We start from the raw sequence: 18876 nt of genomic DNA, 5'->3' as shown, positions 1-18876 counted from the left end.
GCTTTATTTGAGTCTGATAAACTGAAAGTTAGGCCATAATCGGTATTTTGTTCTTTAAGCAAATGATTCACCTTGGAGGAGAGGTCCTGAATGATATTCCTTAAATTGATATACGTGCCGATAGTTTCTTGAAATTCCTCTTTGTGTGAACTGTCAGCAAAATCATTGTTGCCATCTAAAGCCTCAAAGTTGCTGTTGTCCTGCAGGTAATACCAAGTTTTGATGAGGGTAATGAAACCACTTAGGTTGGATGTGAGTGGAGACACTCACATGGGCGAGTAGGTTGGATGTGAGTGGAGACAATCACATGGGCGAGTAGACATTTACATTGGTGAAGATGGGAGAACCGAGATGCGATTTAATTTACCGCATCAACCACACGGGCAAGTTTTTCCTTAACTTCTCTGGCTAAAGGTTCGATCAGGGGATTTCCCAGGCTTGCCATAGCCGCGATGGGGTCTACAGCAGAAACTTCGATGTGACCGTTTTCCAATTCTCTCAGACTGACATTGCAGGGTAGCAGCGCACTCATATTGGGATCGATACTCAGGACTTTGTCAGCATAAGTTGGGCTGCAGGCACCTAAAATCAAAAAAGGTCTGTAATCCTTGTCCAATTTATTTTTCATAGTGGCCTGAATATCAATTTCTGTCAAAACACCGAATCCCTCTGTTTTCAAGGCCTCAATGACTTTTTCTTTTGCACCAAGGAATTCCTGAGGTGAAATGGTTTTGGAGATATGGTATTTCATGGGATAAATTATTTTAAATTGAATTTCAAGGTAGCTATTAATCAGGGTTTCTTCAGGTGATAATTGTCACGAATGAAAGAAATGTATAAGAACGAAGGAAGGAATGTGGTGCGTCATTGCGAGTCCATAACATTTTGAAAATGTTCAGAAAAGGAATAACATCAAGTTATCCACTAGGCAGCCGTCATTCTGAGTCCCCAATATTTTAAAAAAACATTCAGAAAAGGAATTACATTTTGTTGATCGTCATCCTGAATCCGAGGTAAGAGGTGAAGGATCTCCAAGCCTTAGGGTAGAGACTCTTCCTACGTCAGAGTGACGGCTCCGATTTACGTCATTGGTAGGTACGAAGAATCTCCAGAGGTCCTATTTATGTTTATTTTAATCATTTCCTGATCCTCGTGAGATGCCCCGAATCCCGATAATTATCGGGACGGGGCAGTCTTTCCTACGTCAGCATGACGGCTGCTCCGATTTATGTTATTGATACATCAGGAGAAATCTGTTAGGCCTTGAAGGGCATAGGCATCTCTCCACGATAGCTATTGGAATCAATGTTAACAAGAAAACAATTCCTACTGTTAATAACTCGTTAATAAGACGTTAATAAATTGTTCAAAAAGATTGGGGCAAAGGGGCTACATTTGTGGTTATGGCAGACAATAAACCTACAGGAAAAGACAGAATAGTTGGAAAGAGAAAACCTGATTTGGGGAGCCCCATGGGTATGGGGAAATTACCTCCTCAGGCCATAGATTTAGAAGAAGCTGTATTAGGTGCACTGATGTTGGAAAAGGATGCACTGACTGCTGTAGTAGATATTTTGAAACCTGAAAGCTTCTACAAGGAAGCACATAAGGTGATTTTTTCCGCTATTCTCGATCTTTTTTCGGATAGTCAGCCCATAGATTTATTGACTGTCACCAATCAATTGCGCAAGAAAGGCCAATTGGAAATGGCAGGTGGTGCTTTTTTTATCACAGAACTGACATCCAAGGTTTCCTCCGCCGCCAATATAGAATATCACGCCCGAATCATCACCGAACAGTCCATGAAGCGGGAAATCATCAGTATTTCCTCAGAAGTACAACGGGAAGCTTTTGAAGATACCACGGATGTTTTTGAGCTTTTGGATAAAATGGAACAGTCACTTTTTGAGATTTCCGAAAAAAACATCAGGAAGAACTATTCCGACATGCGATCTATTCTGAAGGAAGCTATTGTTGAATTGGAATCCAAAAAAGGACAAAAGGACGGTCTCACAGGTGTTCCAAGCGGATTTACTGCTTTGGATAGGGTGACATCAGGCTGGCAGAAATCAGATTTGGTGATTATTGCCGCAAGACCTGCGATGGGTAAGACGGCCTTTGTGTTGTCTGTATTGAGAAATGCCGCGGTGGACCATAATCGTCCTGTAGCTATTTTTTCATTGGAGATGTCCTCCATCCAGTTGGTCAACCGATTGATATCCTCAGAAGCTGAACTGGATTCTGAAAAGATCAAAAAAGGAAATCTTGCTGATTATGAATGGGAACAATTGATTCATAAAACCGGAAAATTATCTAAGGCACCTTTATTTGTGGATGACACTCCCGCACTTTCAATTCTGGAATTAAGGGCAAAATGCAGAAAACTTAAAGCCCAACATGATATTCAAATGATTGTTGTTGATTACCTGCAGCTGATGTCGGGTGATTCCAAGTCCGGTGGAGGAGGAAACAGAGAACAGGAAATTGCAAGTATCTCAAGAGCGCTGAAAAAAATAGCAAAGGAATTAAGTGTTCCTGTTATTGCCCTTTCTCAGCTTTCCAGGGCTGTGGAAACAAGGGGAGGAGACAAGAGACCTCAACTCTCGGATTTGAGGGAATCAGGGGCGATCGAACAGGATGCAGATATGGTCATGTTCCTTTATCGTCCTGAATACTACGGTATTACAGAAGATGAGGACGGTGCTTCAACTGCAGGAGTTGGCGAAGTTATCATTGCCAAACACAGAAACGGTTCATTGGACAATGTTAAATTGAGGTTTATTGGAAAATATACCAAGTTCACAGACCTTGAAATTAACATGCCCTACAAGCCTCAAGATGCACTTTACGGTAGTAAATTCCCAAGTAGTGCAAGTGGACAGGGTTTTGATTCAAGTAATATGATCCGGGTCCAAAGTAAAGCCAATGGAGGGGATATTGATGAGCCTTTCCCCGGTGGATCTGGTAGTGGTGAGTCGGCGCCTTTTTGAGAAGCGAGATCTGAGAAGCGAGAAGCGAGAGACGTGAGTTTAGAAACAAGAGCCAAAGCCTGCCCCGAATTTCGGGGAACCAAGAATCAAAACAAAGCCTGTCCCGAGTATCGGGGAATCAAGATACGAGAAGCGAGACCTTTGAGGTTTTTTTTCTAACCTCGAAGGTCTTTTTAAAAGCCAAGAGTTGAGAAACAAAGCTTGTCCCGAGTATCGGGGAACCAAGAATCAAGAATCAAGAACCAAGAGCTAAGGCAAGTCTGCAGGTAGGTTAAGAGTGAGATTCAAAAAGGGAGATTTAAGAAAAATGAGCCCGGAAATAAAAGGCAAGAATAAATGCCGTAGGCATGACCCAAATTTTAGCCAGGCAATTTATTGCCGGGAAATAGGGATTTCCACATTCCCCAAGTACCATATACACGAACGATATAGGTAGTCAAATCTTGGATCGAATTGAGAGAATTCGGGTTTTATCAAAAAAATACTTCTAAAACTCCTCATCACCCTAACTTCCCAACTTCCAACCCTTCCATCTTCCATACTTCATAACTTCCCAACCCCTTGAAAGCAATAACTCTCAATCTCGAATTATCTGATAAAATTGAACTTAGCGACATAGACCTTCCTGAAATTGGGTCGAATGATGTACTTGTGCGTGTAAAAGCCGCGGCTTTGAACCATAGGGATGAATGGTGCCGTCAAGGTTTGTATCCTAACCTGAGGAATGGAGTTGTATTGGGTTCAGATGGTGCAGGCATCATTACAGAAGTTGGGGAAGAGGTGGATAAATCTTGGATTGGAATGGAAGTGATCATCAATCCTGCCATGAATTGGGGCAATGACCAAAGGGTGCAATCCAAAGATTTCAAAATATTGGGAATGCCGGAAAATGGTACTTTGGCGGAATATGTAAAAGTGCCTGCTGATAGAATTCATCCTAAACCAAGTCATTTGAGTTGGGCTGAATCTGCAGCATTGCCTTTAGGAGGACTGACGGCTTACAGGGCTGCTTGTGTTCAGGGTCAAGTAAAAAAAGGGGACAAGGTTTTGGTGACAGGATTTGGTGGGGGAGTGGCCCAATTTGCTGTTCAGTTTGCATTAGCAAAGGGCGCCTTAGTTTATGTGAGCAGTAGTAAGGTTGAGAAAATCAAAAAAGCAAAGGAACTAGGGGTAAAAAACGGGTTTAACTACACAGATGACAATTGGTCTGATATTGCTTTGGAGGAAACAGGAGGCTTTGACCTGATCATTGACAGTGCGATGGGTGATACGCTTGATCATTTGATTAAGGTGATAAAGCCGGGAGGAAGGATTGTATATTATGGAGCCACTAAAGGCAATCCAAAAGGATTTCAGGCAAGGAAGGTATTTTGGAATCAGATGCAATTGATCGGTAGTACGATGGGAAGTGATCTTGATTTTGAGCAGATGTTAGAAATGGTAAAGGAAAAAAATATTGTTCCCATTATTGACGATGTTTTCGGATTGGAAGAAAGTGTAAAAGCTTTTGATCGGATGAAAGAGGGTCATCAAACCGGGAAAATTGTGGTGCAGATTGAGAAATGACATATTGATTTTCCTCTTGCAAATCCCCAAAGCAAACGGGATTAGCATTTTTGCTAAATCGTCCGTACCTACGGTACTTTTGGGTCCGTGATATCAAATTGATCCCGGCAATAAATTACCGGGCTATAATTTCGGTCATGCCTACGGCATTTTTAACCCTAAATCCATACTATATCCCTTCCTCCTTCATCCTTCCCCAATCTAAAATCTAAAATCTACAATCTAAAATCTACAATCTACAATCTACAATCTAAAATCTACCCTCTACCCTCTACCCTTACCCCTTCTTCGGTCTTCCGACTTCCGTCTTCCCTACCTACGGCAGGCAGGCGTCCCGTAAAATATAGGAATTCAGGTGTTTGGCAAAATTTCTGATACCCAAAATTTCAATCCAAATCATTTTCAAATAAAAAGTTCTGATAACTATTTTTCAATTCTTTGAGGGTTTTTTCATTTTTTTGATCTTCGGCCAATCCGATTCCTTTTTCATAAATCACCTTTGCTTTTTCAATATCTCCTAATTCATGAAAAAATGCAGCAGCATGAAAATAGGTAGGAAGATAAACCTTATGTTCCACCAAGAGTTTATTGAAGTATATTGCAGCATTATCAGGATCACTATCTTGATTTTCCAAGGCCAATGCATACCAATTGAAGGGATTTTCCGGTTCCTGTTCTGCAAAGATTTTAAGCATCTCAATGCGGGACAATTTGCTCATGAATTCTTTTTTTAATTATGGCCTTATGACTAAATTCACGCAATTTAAAAAATAAATAACCTAAATATATATAATGAAGATTCTAGTTTGTATTACTCATGTCCCGGATACGACGTCAAAAATCCAGTTTACTGACAATAATACCAAGTTTGATAAAAATGGTGTTCAGTTCATCATAGGTCCCTATGATGATTATGCATTGGCTAGGGCCGTTGAATTGAAAGACCAACTTGGTGCAAGTCTTACGGTGCTGAATGTCGGAGAGGCTGAAACTGAACCTACTTTGAGAAAAGCCTTGGCAATAGGGGCAGATGATGCCATCCGGGTAAATGCCTTTCCAAAGGACTCACTTTTTGTAGCCAACCAAATTGCTGCCATTGCAAAAGAAAATGGATATGACCTGATCATGATGGGAAGGGAGTCAATAGACTTCAATGGTGGAATGGTTCACGGAATGGTAGGCGAGTTATTGGGAATGCCCTCTGTTTCTCCAGTTATGAAATTGGAAGTTGAAGGTGATACCGTCAAAATGGCGAGAGAGATCGAAGGAGGAAAGGAATACCTTGAGGCCAAGTTACCCTTAATTGCGGGATGTCAGGAACCTATTGCAGAGTGGAAAATACCCAATATGAGAGGCATTATGTCAGCAAGGACCAAACCATTGCAAGTGGTGGAAGCCAGTGGAGATGGGGCCAATACAGAGGTGACAGCATATCAATTGCCTCCGGCAAAAGGTTCGGTGAAATTGGTGGACAAAGACAATGTACCTGAATTGGTCAGACTTCTCAAAAACGAAGCAAAAGTGCTTTAATCAATTATAGTTAACTATTTGAAATAAAAGATATTATGTCAGTACTAGTATATATAGAACATGCGGAAAGTTCCGTGAAAAAAACAAGTTTGGAAGCTGTTTCTTATGGCAAAGCCCTCTCAGATAAATTGTCTTTAGGAGATGTAATTGCTATTGCTTTGGGATCGATCTCTTCCGATGAATTGGCAAAAGTAGGCCATTCTGGAGCTACTAAGGTCATCCACGTCAATGACAGGAAGTTGGATGAAGGAATTATTCAGGCACATGCATATGCAGTGGCACAAGTTTACAACCAAGTTGGAGCAGAAACTTTGGTATTGGCCAAGTCCTCTTTGGGTGATGCCGTAGCAGCAAGACTTGCGGTTAAATTAAATGCTGCCTTAGTTTCCAATGTAGTGGAATTGCCAGATAATTCATCAGGATATAAAGTAAAAAGAAGTATCTATACTGGGAAAGCATTTGCCGAAACTGTGGTATCCGCCGACCATAAAATACTTGCTGTCAGAAAGAATGCCGTAGATCTGAAAACTGACGGAGATGCAGCAGCGGTTGAAGAGATCACATTAAGTATAGATGATTCTAATTTTGCCACCAAAATCACTTCCACTGATAAAGCCACAGGTGAGGTATTATTGCCTGAAGCTGACATTGTTGTATCAGGGGGAAGGGGAATGAAAGGTCCCGAAAACTGGGGTATGATCGAAGACTTGGCCAAAGAACTTGGGGCAGCTACAGGTTGTTCCAAGCCGGTTTCTGATATTGGCTGGAGACCACACCATGAGCATGTGGGCCAAACAGGAGTAAAAGTTGCTCCAACTTTGTATATAGCAGTTGGAATTTCGGGCGCTATTCAACATCTTGCGGGTGTAAATTCATCAAAATACATTGTGGTAATCAATAAAGACCCGGAAGCACCATTCTTCAAAGCAGCTGATTACGGGATTGTTGGAGATGCATTTGAAATATTACCCAAACTAACTGAAGCTGTAAAAGCCCAAAAATAATTTCTGTGGACCATACTATCGAATTAGAAATTCTTGGATTGTCATCAAATCATTCTCAATCAGGGTCATTTACTTTGGTAATGGGGGAGGTCGGTGGTAGCAGGAGACTTCCTATCGTCATAGGCATGTTTGAAGCGCAGGCTATTGCCATTGAGATAGAAAAAATCATTCCTAACCGCCCGATGACACATGATTTGTTTAAGTCTTTTTCATCTAATTTCAATTTCTCAATTGACCAGATCTTGGTATCTGATATGAGGGAAGGCGTGTTTTATGCAAAGATTATTTGTAAAAGTGCTTCCAAAACCGTGGAAATAGACGCGAGACCTTCAGACGCAATAGCTATAGCGGTCAGGTTTGATGCACCCATTTATTGTGTTTCAAAAGTGATGTCAGAAGCGGCTATTGAGTTCAATGAAGAAGAGGAGAAAAAAGAACAACTGAAACAGGTCAAGCCAAGTAGGTCGGGAAGTACTACTCCACGTAGTTCTGACTCTCTAAAGGATTTCAGTTTAGATAAGTTGAACCAAATGCTTGACAAGGCCATCAATAATGAAGATTATGAGAGGGCAGCCAGGATACGGGATGAGATAAACAGAAGAAACTGATTCAAAAGCCTGGTTCAAGCCAGGCTTTCTTCTTTGAAAATATAAGGGGTTTGATATATGGAATTACCAATTCAAAAACCGTAAAAACAGGTATTTAATTAATCTTTACTTTGGATGGATTACTTTAGAGGTTTGATAGGTATTCTTGCTCTTCTTGGAGTAGCCTTGATTTTTTCCTCTGATAGGAAAAGAGTGGACTGGAGATTGGTGGGAATTGGAGTTATTCTTCAGGCTGTTTTTGGGTTTTTGATTACAAAGGTTGATTTTGTTGCAAGAATATTTGCATTTGTAAGTAGGGGATTTGTCAAGTTTCTAAGTTTTTCGGCAGATGGGGCTACATTTATTTTCGGAGACCTGGCTACCAATTCATTCGGATTTATTTTCGCCTTTCAGGTTTTGCCCACCATTATTTTCTTTTCCACTGTTTCTGCGGGTCTATATTATTTGGGAGTATTACAAAAAGTGGTATTTGCTATTGCTTGGGTAATGGCCCGAACCATGCGGCTATCAGGCCCAGAAAGTCTCTCAGCTGCCGGGAATATTTTTCTTGGACAAACAGAGGCTCCGCTATTGGTAAGGCCCTTTATTCCCACCATGTCAAGGTCTGAGTTGATGTGCCTGATGACAGGGGGTATGGCTACTATTGCAGGAGGTGTTCTTGCAGGATATGTAGCATTTCTGGGTGGAGACAGTCTGGCCGAACAGAGTCGATTTGCTGCTTATCTTCTTGGTGCAAGTATCATGAATGCCCCTGCTGCCATTGTGATGTCCAAAATCATGATTCCAGAAACGGATAAAGAAATAGTCAATGATAAGCTTGAAGTAAGTGGTGAAAATATGGGTGTCAACCTGATTGATGCTATGTCCATAGGCGCATCAGAAGGATTAAAACTTGCATTGAATGTCGGTGGAATGTTATTGGCATTTATTGCAGTGATTGCTGCCCTCAACTTTATCCTTTCGGGATTGATAGGAGAATATACCGGACTTAACAAACTGGTGGTTTCATCCACTGGAGGACAATTTTCAGGTTTTTCCTTGGAATATATCCTTGGTCAGGTATTTCGGGTATTCGCCTGGATAATAGGGGTGGATTGGAGTGAAACCCTTCAAGTAGGCTCATTGTTGGGTCAAAAAACTGTAATCAATGAATTTGTGGCCTATTTGAGTTTGGCAGAAATGAAAGAGGCTGACATGCTGTCAGCCAAATCCATCGTAATTGCCACCTATGCATTGTGTGGGTTTTCAAATTTCAGTTCCATTGCCATACAGGTAGGTGGTATCGGTAGCATCGCACCCAACCAACAAGGCAACCTTTCGAGACTCGGAATGCGGGCACTATTGGCAGCAACCTTAGCCTGCTTGATGACCGCCACCATAGCCGGAGCACTATTCTGAAACCGAATCTTCCGTAATTATGATTTTCTCAATTTTATCCCCTTGACGGATAAGGTCAATGACCTCAAGTCCTTCAACTACTTTTCCGAAGCAGGTATGTCTTCTGTCCAAGTGGCTGGTATTGTCTCTGCTGTGACAGATAAAGAACTGTGATCCACCTGTATTTTTACCTGCATGGGCCATGGACAGGACGCCTCTGTCATGATATTGGTTCTCTCCATCCAATTCACAATCAATTTTGTAACCTGGTCCACCTGTTCCATTTCCTACAGGACAACCGCCTTGAATGACAAAATTTGGGAGTACCCTGTGGAAGGTCAACCCATCATAAAAACCTTTTTTTGAAAGTGACTTAAAGTTCTCAACTGCCTTAGGGGCATCATTGTCATAAAACTCAACTTTCATGGTACCTTTTTCGGTGTGTATTTCTGCTTTGCTCATAAAATTTAATTTTGTCCAAAAGTAAGAAATCTATTTTGGAGCATCTCCAACTTGAGGCAATAAAAAAAGGAGTACCTAAGTACTCCCGGTATTTGGGTTTATAATATTCTAAAATTGGTCAATTGACTAAAACTGAGGTGCTCCTTTCAGGATATCTGCTGAAGCAAAATCCCGATACTTTTCAAAATTCATGATAAATGCAGTTCCAAGTTCACGGGCTTTCTTATCATAAGCTTCTTTGTCTTCCCATGTTGACCTTGGACTCAATACATGGTCTGGGACATTGGGACAGAATTCCGGAATTGCTACTCCAAAAACACTGTGCTTTCGATAGGTGACATGGTCAAGACTACCTTCCAAAGCAGCCGTAATCATTGCACGGGTATACTTTAGTTTCATTCTATTGCCAATGCCGTAAGGCCCACCAGTCCAACCTGTATTCACCAACCAAACATTGACCTGGTGTTTTTCCATTTTCTCACCAAAGAGTATAGCATATTCTGTGGGATGTAAAGGAAGAAAAGCAGCTCCAAAACATGCTGAAAATGTTGTTTTGGGTTCATTCACGCCAACTTCTGTTCCAGCTACTTTAGCAGTATAGCCAGAAATGAAATGGTACATCGCCTGGCTTTTGTTCAATTTAGAAATTGGCGGAATTACCCCAAAGGCATCAGCGGTCAGGAAAAAAATGTTTTTGGGAATTCCCGCAATGGAAGGGACAATGGCATTTTTGATATGGTCAATCGGATAGGAGGTCCTTGTATTCTCGGTAACCTGCTTGTTTTGGTAGTCTACAGCTCTCGTTCTGGGATAATATCTTGTGTTTTCAACAATGGCACCAAATTTAATGGCATCCCATATTTCAGGTTCTTTCTCTCTTGTCAGGTCAATGACTTTGGCATAACAGCCACCTTCAAAATTGAACACCGAGTCCTCGTTCCAGCCATGTTCGTCATCACCGATGAGACCTCTGTTAGGATCTGCAGATAGCGTCGTCTTTCCAGTACCTGAAAGACCAAAGAATACAGCTGTGTCTCCGTCTTTACCTACATTTGCTGAACAATGCATGGATAAAACTTCATGATTGTGTGGAAGTATATAATTCAAAACTGAAAAAATTCCTTTTTTCATTTCTCCAGCGTAAGCGGTCCCACCTATCAGCAAAATTCTTTTGGAGAGATTAATTACTGCAAAATTTTCCTGTCGGGTTCCGTCTGTTTCTGGGTTGGCTTTGAAATCAGGAGCGCAAATGATGGTGAAATCAGACTCAAATTCCAGAAGGTCTTCTTTAGTTGGCCTCAAAAACATATTGTAGCAAAACATATTGTGCCAAGCCAGTGTATTCACAACCCGCAAATTAAGTCTGTATTTCAAATCTGCACCGGCATAAGCTTCCCTTACAAATAAATTTTTGCTCTCGATAAATCTGACCATCTTTTCATAAAGTAGATCAAATTTTTCTTCCTCAAGAGGAATATTGATGTCTCCCCACCAAACCGTGTTTTCAGTTTCTTGGTCTTTTACGATAAATCTGTCTTTTGGAGATCGGCCTGTAAACTTACCTGTATCAGCCATTAAAGCTCCTGTTTCTGTGAGACTACCTTCTTTGTTGTTCAATGCATGTTCGACCAATTCAGCAGGACTAAGATTCCAGAAAACTTTTCCTTTGGTTTCAATACCTAAATCGGATAAGCTTTTTATTGTTGTTTTTATTTCAGGTAAGTGTACATTCATAATATCTTTATTGGGTCAATATTCTGGATCAAAGATATGTAATTATCCATAATCTAAATTACAAAAAGATCCATTTTTTATCAATACAATCGATTACGGATATAAAAAATGCAAAATTAATATAGGTAAAAAAAATGGTTTTTTAATTATATGGAAATATTCGTTTTAAGTCATTTAAAACTGTATTTATCGATTGTATTTACTTAGCAACAAAGAATAGTACAATTTGAAAAAATCTGTTATCATTGTAAATCTTTGCTCTCAATTTTACCTCTAATCAATAAAATTTTGGAAAATAGTTTTGAAAATAACCCGGGATTTAAACATGTAGATTTGTTTGAGGGTCCGACTATGTTTGGGCATCCCAAAGGATTAATGACCTTATTTTTTACAGAAATGTGGGAAAGGTTCAGTTATTATGGAATGCGTGCACTTTTGATCCTATTTATGACCACAGCGATTATTGATGGAGGTCTTGGATTTGACGATAAAACTTCAGGTGCCATCTATGGTCTTTACACTATGGGTGTATATTTATTGGCATTGCCCGGAGGATGGTTTGCTGACAGGTTGTTTGGATTGAAAAAATCTGTGTGGTATGGTGGAATTATTATAGCCATTGGACATTTTACGATGGCACTTCCTGGAGTTATGCAATTATTGGGAGACACTTCAGGGGCCAAAGATTCCCTTTCTTCCTTAGATACCAATTCTTTCTATATAGGTCTTATTTTAATCACTATGGGGACAGGTTTGTTGAAACCCAATATTAGTTCGATTGTAGGCCAATTGTATCCGGTGGGTAGCAGCAAGAGAGATGCGGGATTCTCAATTTTCTATATGGGAATCAATATAGGAGCCCTCATAGCACCGATTGCTTGTAGTACCTTGGCGATATATGATTGGCACCTGGGTTTTGGTCTTGCTGGATTGGGAATGGTTTTCGGTTTGATCCAATATAAGATGTCAGGTAAGAGTCTCGAGGGATATGGCGAAGATATCCAATTGCTGACAGAAAAGGATATTAGAGAAAGAGGACGTCTAAAAAGGATTTTATTTGGAATAGGTGCTGTTGTCCTTTTGTTACTCGTTATTGTATTTATGGGTTTGATACCGGTGAATGTTTCTGCCATTGCAGGGGCTTCAGGTACTATCATTGCCATAGTTGCGGTAGTATATCTGGGCTACGTAATATTATTTGGAGGGTTGAATTTGGATGAAAGGAAAAAAATTGGGGTTATAGCAATTCTGTTTTTGTTTTCTGCTTTATTTTGGTCAGGTTTTGAACAAGCAGGTTCAACACTAAACCTGTTTGCTGAACGTTTCACCGACAGGACTATTTTTGGATGGGAAATTCCTGCAGGATATTTTCAATCCATCAATTCCATGTTCATCATTATTTTCGCACCTTTCTTTGGAGCTATGTGGGTGTGGTTAGGTAGAAGGAACCTTGAGCCAAGTTCTCCTTTAAAGTTTGCTATGGGGCTTATTTTATTGGGAATGGGATTTATGGTCATGTATTTTGCGGCAAAAATCGCAGCAGCTGGTGATTTGGCAGCACCAACTTGGTTGATCTTTACTTATATGCTGCATACATTTGGTGAATTGAGTTTGAGCCCTGTTGGGTTGAGCTTGGTGACCAAGTTGGCACCTGCAAAATATGGAGGACAGATGATGGGGATTTGGTTCCTCTCCGTTTCTTTAGGTAATTTATTTGCAGGTCTTATAGCTGGGGAAGCTAGTGGAGGTACAGAAGAAGCTTTGTCACAAATGCCCGCACAGTATCAAATTATTGTATTGACAGCAATTGGTGCGGGCATATTATTACTTTTATTGAGCAAGCCGATTCGGAGGCTAATGGGAAATGTACATTAAAAAAAAAGAGGTCTAGATGACCTCTTTTTTTTATCCCTTTTGTTATTTTTTGGTTTCCTTTGGAGGATTTGTATTTCTAAAATCTATCGCAGAGATACCTGCACCTAAACCTATCAAGACGCATACTATCAATAAAAAGAGCTGTGCTCCTGAAGCGATTGGTGAACTGAAAATTTCTAATAGCATATCAAATATGTTTTAATGTCTTAAATTCTCTCAAAGATAATACAGATACCATAGAGGACAAAATAAAAAAAACAGGAAGCAAAAAAATCACCTCCTGTCTTGCTTGTTTTTAATTTTGTTTAATCAATTTCGTCGTCGAATTCATCGAAGTCATCATCATCAAAGTCATCGTCGTCGAAATCAACAAAGTTTTCGTCTACAAGTTCGCTTTCTTCTTCAGGATCAAAAACCTCATCCTGAAAATCCTCTGCAAACTCATCATCATCAATTTCATCATCGAGATCATCCTCGAAATCGTCAAATTCCTCCATAGCATGATTTAGGTTAATGGTTGAAATATTTATCAAATGGATTGAACGCCACTAAGTAAATCAAAATAAATAGTTAAGCAAATACCTTAGTCAGGTTATTTTTTTCGGACCATAATTTTGAAGAAGTTGAATTTTCTTCTATCCACTGATTCTCTAATATTATCAGCCAGGTTTCCATGTAAAAAATCACATCTTCCAGTCTGTTTTTTTGCAAATGGTTTCTCTTTGGAAGGGAGATATGGGACAATACTTTAGGATCTGACAATTTTTCGAGATGTTTAAGCTCATCCAGGTTGAGACCTTTTTCCAAAAGTTTGATGATCATCAGATCCATGGGAAATCCGCTTGTCGGACAAAAATCATTCAATTGTTCATTCCAATCACCTGATTTAGTCATCGCATTTCTGTGGATTTCTGCCTTGGAAATACTGATAAGTTCTTGGGCTAAATTGCCACAATTGCAGGCACCCATGTGACCCCACTGATATGGAGCTCCTTTTTTTAATTTCGAAATAGTCTTACGGAATGCCGCAATCAATTGAGGATTTACTCTTGCCATAGCTTACTTGATATATGAAAAGTTAACTAAAAAGAAGCTTGAGGAGTTTGAAAAATTTCAAAAAACTGTTTTAAATTCTCAAAGAAATATTTTTTGGATGTATTTTTTCACCAGAGGTTTGGAAAGGTATTGTTTTACAATAGCGTAATTGGTTGCTTTATTAATATCATTTTCGTCAACTGAACTGCTTAGGATATATACTTCAGGTGATTCTTGAGTGGGTTTAAAAACTTCAAGGAAATCCCACCCTGTCATCTCAGGCATATTAAGATCTAAAAATAAATAGTTGGGGACGATATGATCGATTTCATCCAAAGCGATTGATGCACTTTGATACTTAAAAATTTTATAAGGGACTTTTATGTTTTTTGAAATCAGCTTTTCGGTTACAAAAGTGCTAATTGGGTCATCGTCTATGAGAACTATCCTTACCATTAAATACAAATTAATAGATTTGAAATACAATATGATAAGGACAAAAATACAGATTTACTTGGGAATTGCAATATAACAAGATAAAAAAACCAAATTATTTTTGTTTTTGGGTGGATTCAAACTTCTGTTTTCCAAGTATTAAGTCGAAATACAGAATAAAATCTGATGCTAGGCTATAAAATGGGTATTGGAAAGTTGCAGGTTTATTTTTTTCATAAAAGAAATGTCCAATCCAAGCAAAGCCATATCCTACAATTGGCACAAAAAATAATATCCAATATTTGGATAAAACAAAAGCCAAAATTATTAGCACAAAGAAAAATGTTGTTCCGATAAAATGAAGAATTCTCGATGTTTTGTTCTGATGTTCCGATAAATAGAAGGGGTAAAACTCCTTCAGACTTTTAAATCTGTTTTCCATATTGAAATTTTCTTTTAAAATAAGATCCATAAAATATAGAAAATTTATTTGATGTGGCTCTCATAGGTTTGAATGATTTTATCCACTGATTTGAGTGCTTTCTTACTTTTTTCTTTTTGACTGCTTACTTCGGAAACTGCCGTAAGGCGCATTAGCATTTTATCGCTTTTGGGATCAATAAAATCTACGACAACTTGCAAGAGTTCATAATTCTGAGTAGAGGTCATATTTCTTTGGTTCATAAATCTTGGATCATACATCCATGGATCCCAAATTCTTACGCCCCACATGGGATATCGATTGTTGTAAACTTCTTTTTGACGAAAATCCTCATTGGAAGTATAGCGGATGATTAGTTCGGGTTTTTCTTTTTCATATACCAACCCCAGACTTTCAAGTTGGTTTTGAATGCCATCAGAAACCCTAACATCAAGGATATCATCAGAAAAGCCTTTTTGTCCTATTTCTTTATTCAAAATCACAAAACTTGAATATTCTTTGTAAGGTCTGAATTCGGTATTTTCTTTAAAGATTTCAATAGAACTGCAAGCACTGTTAAAGATGATAAGCGGGAATATAAATGCAAGGAAATATTTTTTCATTTTATTATTTTCTCCAAAATGAAGTTGGTGACCACATATTTATACATCTATTCTACCAAAAAAGATTTAGAATGAGAAAAAACCTCAAAAAAGATTTATGTTGAATATAATTCGGGTCAAAATATTTGATTTTAAGACAAAACCCTGAATTATATATTTTCTGTTAATTATTTTATTATTTAATTTGGATTGGTTTTAATCTATTAAAAAGACATGAAAAAATTATTTACACTTTGTTTAATGGTTGGTTGGTTTCAATTTTCTTTTGCGCAAGACGTAGAAGATTTAGCTGAGCAGATAATAGAAGCTGCAAAGGATACAACTTATTGGGATTCTGAATTCAGTGTTGGTCTAAATTTCAATCAGGCTGCTTTTTCAGGTAATTGGAAGGCAGGAGGGGTGAGTTCCATTGCTTTTGGTTCTATTGCTTCAGCCAAAGCTAATTATGCTAAGGATAAATTCAGTTGGGACAATCAGGCAGAATTTATTTATGGTTTGGTCAAAAATGATGGGCAGGAACTTAGAAAATCCAATGACAGGATTTTTTTTGATTCAAAGGTAGGCTATAAAATTAATGAGAAATGGGGATATTTTGCATCACTTAACTTTATTACCCAATTTACACATGGCTTTGATTACGCAGCAGATGAACCAATCTTGGTTTCAGGATTTTTCTCACCTGCATTTATTACAACCGGTTTTGGATTTGAATACAAGCCAAACGATGAATTTGCTTTGAGGCTTGCGCCGTTTTCACCCAGGTTTACTTTTGTGACAAATACAGATATTATCAATAATGTACCTGAAAATTATGGTGTACCTGCCGGGCAGACATTGAGAACCGAGTGGCTGGCATTTCAGTTGTTTATGACTTGGAACAAACAGTTTAGTGACAACCTAACACTGAATTCAAGGTATCAGATGTTTGCCAATTACCAAACTTTGGCACCCAGAACTATTGACCATAGACTTGACCTTACTATTATTGCCAAAATCACCAAGTATGTTGATGTTACCTTTACAAGTATCAATGTTTATGATATAGATATGACTTCTGGTATTCAGTTCAGTCAGGCCCTTGCCTTAGGTGTTTTGTATAAAGTCAATAACAAAAAGTAGGTTTTTGTACACCTTTTTTTATAAAAATTTTGAATTTTATATTTATGTACTATTTTTGTTCTAATTGTGGTAGTTAAATAATAGTTGGTTTAGTTTTCATAAAAAGGGCAGGAGAATTTCTTCTGCTTTTTTATTATAAAAAAAAGCAATCCAACCAAGGGATTGCTTTTAAGGTTATGCTGGGTTTGTATTATGAACCGAATTCTATTTTCTGATACTGATGACAGGCAGATCAGTCATTGAAATGAGGTTTTCAGTGATACTAGGGGAGAAATACTGCATCAAGTCAGATTTTCCTGAAGTAATGACAGCAATACCGTCAGCGTTTAGATTATTTACAAATTGAAGTATACCTCTTTCTTCTTTAAATGCATCAATAACATGAATTTTGTGATTGTAGTTGGCAAATTCCCTTAAGTATTCTTTACCTAGATTATGTATATCATTGGTTTCAAGGAAATAGGTCGGAGTATTGACGTAGACCATTTGAATTTTAGCACCCAAGATCTCTGCGAATTGTTCAATGGACTTAAATGAATTCCCTGTATCCTCTCTTAGATTTGTGGCAACAACAAGTGTTTTTAATATAGCTTTATCGGTTTTTCCTTTTACAACTACCACAGGAACTTTAGATCTCCGCAGCATGCTATAGGTGTTAGTACCAAGTATATGATCTTTCAATCCATATTGACCGTGGGATCCCATCACTACAAGATCTATTTTTTCGGAAGTCACAAATTCATGGATTTTAACATTCACACTGTTATAAATCAATAATTTGCTTGAGAGTATTCCTTGTTCTTGAGCTTTTTTGATCAGTCCATTGAGTTTGGATTTTGCTTCTGCAATGGCCTTTTTGGTATCAGGAAACAAATCCTCCTGTTCCTTATTGAGTTTAGACCAATTTACTGGTGTAATGATGATATGAAGGAACACCAATTCAGCATCAGCCTTTTTTGCTAAAGAATATGCATAGTTCTCTGCTGCCGAGGCGCAGGCTGAGAAATCTGTGGGAACGAGTATCTTTTTCATGGCTTTCGGGTTTGAATTGCTATTAATCATATAAAAGTACCCCTCATATCTTAGATTATTGCCATTTCAAATCATCCACAATCATGATAAAAATCATTAATTTTTAGGTTTTTGAAAGATATTCATTTATCCTTCTTATTAATTTCATTTGTTCTTCCAATAAATCTTCGGTTCCATCAAGAAAAATTCCAATTTGGATTTTTATATTTTTTTCTGATGTATTTAATTGATATTCATATTTAGCAGAATCATTGTTTTTTTTAACTATTCCAGAATCCAAAATTTCTTCCATTGGTATATTATAAATTTCTGACAATTTGAAAGCGTCTTCATACTTTAAATGAGCTTTTCCATTTTCAATTCTTTGATAAGCAGTATAATCATTTTTATCCAAAACTTCTCCTAAATATCTCTGTGAAAAATTCGCTTTAATTCTTAATTTTTTTAGGTTTTCTCCAATAAATTTTCTAGAATCCTTCATTTTACAAGTATTTTATACGTTTAAATTACGTGAATATATAAATTTTAACGTAAAACATTTCGTTGGAATAAAAAAAATCCCTTTAGATATTTCTAAAGGGATTAGTACACGCGGAAGGATTCGAACCCTCAACCCTCGGAGCCGAAATCCGATATTCTATCCAGTTGAACTACGCGTGCTTAATATGACATTAAAATTAGGCGGAAATCGCTGCTCTAACCTTTTCTGCGGCCTCTTTCAACGTAATAGCTGAAGAAACTTTCAAACCGGATTCATCAATGATTTTTGCACCTTCCTCGGCATTGGTTCCCTGAAGCCTAACAATGATCGGGATGTGAATATCTCCAATGGATTTATAAGCCTCCACAACTCCGTTTGCAATTCTGTCACATCTAACGATACCACCAAAAACATTGATCAAAATAGCTTTGACATTTGGGTCTTGAAGGATGATTCTGAATCCTGCTTCAACTGTAGTTGCATTTGCTCCTCCTCCTACATCAAGGAAATTGGCAGGTTCACCGCCTGAAAGCTTGATCATGTCCATAGTGGCCATCGCCAATCCCGCGCCATTTACCATGCAG

The 18876-nt window shown here is 38.4% G+C and carries 20 protein-coding genes, 1 tRNA gene and 2 pseudogenes; 8 read left to right on the top strand and 15 right to left on the bottom strand.

Translation table 11 applies throughout. From position 1 onward, the window contains the following. Together ACEW8U_RS07065 and ACEW8U_RS07060 are read right to left on the bottom strand one after the other, a co-directional pair. Nucleotides 1-266 (bottom strand): annotated as a pseudogene (locus ACEW8U_RS07065) (hypothetical protein); the annotation flags it as partial. Between the two features lie 92 nt (nucleotides 267-358). After that, complete coding sequence (locus tag ACEW8U_RS07060; protein WP_373521334.1) at nucleotides 359-751, bottom strand: DUF302 domain-containing protein; 393 nt, start codon at nucleotides 749-751, stop codon at nucleotides 359-361. 652 nt (nucleotides 752-1403) lie between these two features. Here ACEW8U_RS07060 and dnaB point away from each other — a divergent pair. Further along, the gene (gene dnaB, locus ACEW8U_RS07055; protein ID WP_373521333.1) at nucleotides 1404-2990 is read left to right on the top strand and encodes a replicative DNA helicase; all 1587 of its coding nucleotides are present in this window, start codon (nucleotides 1404-1406) and stop codon (nucleotides 2988-2990) included. A 561-nt stretch (nucleotides 2991-3551) separates the two neighbouring features. Further along, nucleotides 3552-4556, top strand: coding sequence for a zinc-binding alcohol dehydrogenase family protein (locus tag ACEW8U_RS07050; protein ID WP_373521332.1), 1005 nt, complete (start codon nucleotides 3552-3554; stop codon nucleotides 4554-4556). Nucleotides 4557-4942: 386 nt separating this feature from the next. Here ACEW8U_RS07050 and ACEW8U_RS07045 read toward each other — a convergent pair whose 3' ends face one another. Beyond that, nucleotides 4943-5275, bottom strand: a complete 333-nt coding sequence (locus ACEW8U_RS07045; RefSeq protein WP_373521331.1) for a tetratricopeptide repeat protein — start codon at nucleotides 5273-5275, stop codon at nucleotides 4943-4945. Nucleotides 5276-5348: 73 nt separating this feature from the next. Between ACEW8U_RS07045 and ACEW8U_RS07040 the strand changes: the two genes are divergently transcribed. From ACEW8U_RS07040 to ACEW8U_RS07025, 4 genes are all read left to right on the top strand, one after another. Next, nucleotides 5349-6086 carry an electron transfer flavoprotein beta subunit/FixA family protein gene (locus ACEW8U_RS07040; protein ID WP_373521330.1) on the top strand — a complete coding sequence of 246 codons (738 nt, stop codon included), beginning with the start codon at nucleotides 5349-5351 and terminating at the stop codon, nucleotides 6084-6086. Nucleotides 6087-6121: 35 nt separating this feature from the next. After that, the gene (locus tag ACEW8U_RS07035; RefSeq protein WP_373521329.1) at nucleotides 6122-7090 is read left to right on the top strand and encodes an electron transfer flavoprotein subunit alpha/FixB family protein; all 969 of its coding nucleotides are present in this window, start codon (nucleotides 6122-6124) and stop codon (nucleotides 7088-7090) included. 5 nt (nucleotides 7091-7095) lie between these two features. Further along, entirely contained in the window at nucleotides 7096-7698 is a 603-nt protein-coding gene (locus ACEW8U_RS07030; protein WP_373521328.1) for a bifunctional nuclease domain-containing protein, read from the top strand. A gap of 114 nt (nucleotides 7699-7812) precedes the next feature. Further along, entirely contained in the window at nucleotides 7813-9096 is a 1284-nt protein-coding gene (locus tag ACEW8U_RS07025) for a NupC/NupG family nucleoside CNT transporter (RefSeq protein WP_373521327.1), read from the top strand. Here the strand turns inward: ACEW8U_RS07025 and ACEW8U_RS07020 are convergent. Together ACEW8U_RS07020 and pckA are read right to left on the bottom strand one after the other, a co-directional pair. Then, nucleotides 9088-9537, bottom strand: a complete 450-nt coding sequence (locus ACEW8U_RS07020; protein ID WP_373521326.1) for a peptidylprolyl isomerase — start codon at nucleotides 9535-9537, stop codon at nucleotides 9088-9090. The two genes, ACEW8U_RS07025 and ACEW8U_RS07020, sit on opposite strands and share 9 nt — an antisense overlap. Nucleotides 9538-9663: 126 nt before the next feature. Further along, nucleotides 9664-11271: a phosphoenolpyruvate carboxykinase (ATP) gene (pckA, locus tag ACEW8U_RS07015; protein WP_373521325.1), complete on the bottom strand. Its 1608-nt coding sequence runs from the start codon at nucleotides 11269-11271 to the stop codon at nucleotides 9664-9666. Between the two features lie 351 nt (nucleotides 11272-11622). Here pckA and ACEW8U_RS07010 point away from each other — a divergent pair, with 351 nt between their 5' ends. Further along, nucleotides 11623-13146 (top strand): peptide MFS transporter, encoded by a 1524-nt coding sequence (locus ACEW8U_RS07010; RefSeq protein WP_373521335.1) that lies wholly within the window; start codon nucleotides 11623-11625, stop codon nucleotides 13144-13146. A 42-nt stretch (nucleotides 13147-13188) separates the two neighbouring features. On the opposite strand, the gene ACEW8U_RS07005 is transcribed toward ACEW8U_RS07010, so the two are convergent. From ACEW8U_RS07005 to ACEW8U_RS06980, 6 genes are all read right to left on the bottom strand, one after another. Next, the gene (locus ACEW8U_RS07005) at nucleotides 13189-13332 is read right to left on the bottom strand and encodes a hypothetical protein (protein WP_373521324.1); all 144 of its coding nucleotides are present in this window, start codon (nucleotides 13330-13332) and stop codon (nucleotides 13189-13191) included. Between the two features lie 119 nt (nucleotides 13333-13451). Next, on the bottom strand, nucleotides 13452-13643 hold the full coding sequence (locus tag ACEW8U_RS07000) for a hypothetical protein (protein ID WP_373521323.1): 192 nt from the start codon (nucleotides 13641-13643) through the stop codon (nucleotides 13452-13454). A 73-nt stretch (nucleotides 13644-13716) separates the two neighbouring features. Next, nucleotides 13717-14202 carry a hypothetical protein gene (locus ACEW8U_RS06995; protein ID WP_373521322.1) on the bottom strand — a complete coding sequence of 162 codons (486 nt, stop codon included), beginning with the start codon at nucleotides 14200-14202 and terminating at the stop codon, nucleotides 13717-13719. Between the two features lie 78 nt (nucleotides 14203-14280). Continuing rightward, a complete protein-coding gene (locus tag ACEW8U_RS06990) occupies nucleotides 14281-14637 on the bottom strand; it encodes a response regulator (protein ID WP_373521321.1) in 357 nt (118 codons plus the stop codon). A 94-nt stretch (nucleotides 14638-14731) separates the two neighbouring features. Beyond that, entirely contained in the window at nucleotides 14732-15058 is a 327-nt protein-coding gene (locus tag ACEW8U_RS06985) for an Mpo1-like protein (protein ID WP_373521320.1), read from the bottom strand. Between the two features lie 44 nt (nucleotides 15059-15102). Continuing rightward, complete coding sequence (locus ACEW8U_RS06980; RefSeq protein WP_373521319.1) at nucleotides 15103-15660, bottom strand: DUF4136 domain-containing protein; 558 nt, start codon at nucleotides 15658-15660, stop codon at nucleotides 15103-15105. Between the two features lie 213 nt (nucleotides 15661-15873). Here ACEW8U_RS06980 and ACEW8U_RS06975 point away from each other — a divergent pair, with 213 nt between their 5' ends. Then, nucleotides 15874-16779 (top strand): DUF3078 domain-containing protein, encoded by a 906-nt coding sequence (locus ACEW8U_RS06975; RefSeq protein ID WP_373521318.1) that lies wholly within the window; start codon nucleotides 15874-15876, stop codon nucleotides 16777-16779. Between the two features lie 204 nt (nucleotides 16780-16983). Here the strand turns inward: ACEW8U_RS06975 and ACEW8U_RS06970 are convergent, their stop codons facing one another. The 4 genes and pseudogenes from ACEW8U_RS06970 to sucC all read right to left on the bottom strand — a co-directional run. Then, a complete protein-coding gene (locus ACEW8U_RS06970; protein ID WP_373521317.1) occupies nucleotides 16984-17811 on the bottom strand; it encodes a universal stress protein in 828 nt (275 codons plus the stop codon). 103 nt (nucleotides 17812-17914) lie between these two features. Beyond that, nucleotides 17915-18292, bottom strand: coding sequence for a helix-turn-helix domain-containing protein (locus tag ACEW8U_RS06965; protein WP_373521316.1), 378 nt, complete (start codon nucleotides 18290-18292; stop codon nucleotides 17915-17917). Between the two features lie 105 nt (nucleotides 18293-18397). Further along, nucleotides 18398-18471: transfer RNA gene (locus tag ACEW8U_RS06960), tRNA-Arg, on the bottom strand. A gap of 17 nt (nucleotides 18472-18488) precedes the next feature. Continuing rightward, nucleotides 18489-18876, bottom strand: a pseudogene (gene sucC / locus ACEW8U_RS06955) (succinate--CoA ligase subunit beta); the annotation flags it as partial.

The organism is Aquiflexum sp. (genome assembly GCF_041751335.1).
Lineage (GTDB): Bacteria > Bacteroidota > Bacteroidia > Cytophagales > Cyclobacteriaceae > Aquiflexum.
Note: the sequence above shows the minus strand (reverse complement) of the source record. Positions and strands in the feature narration are given on the sequence as shown.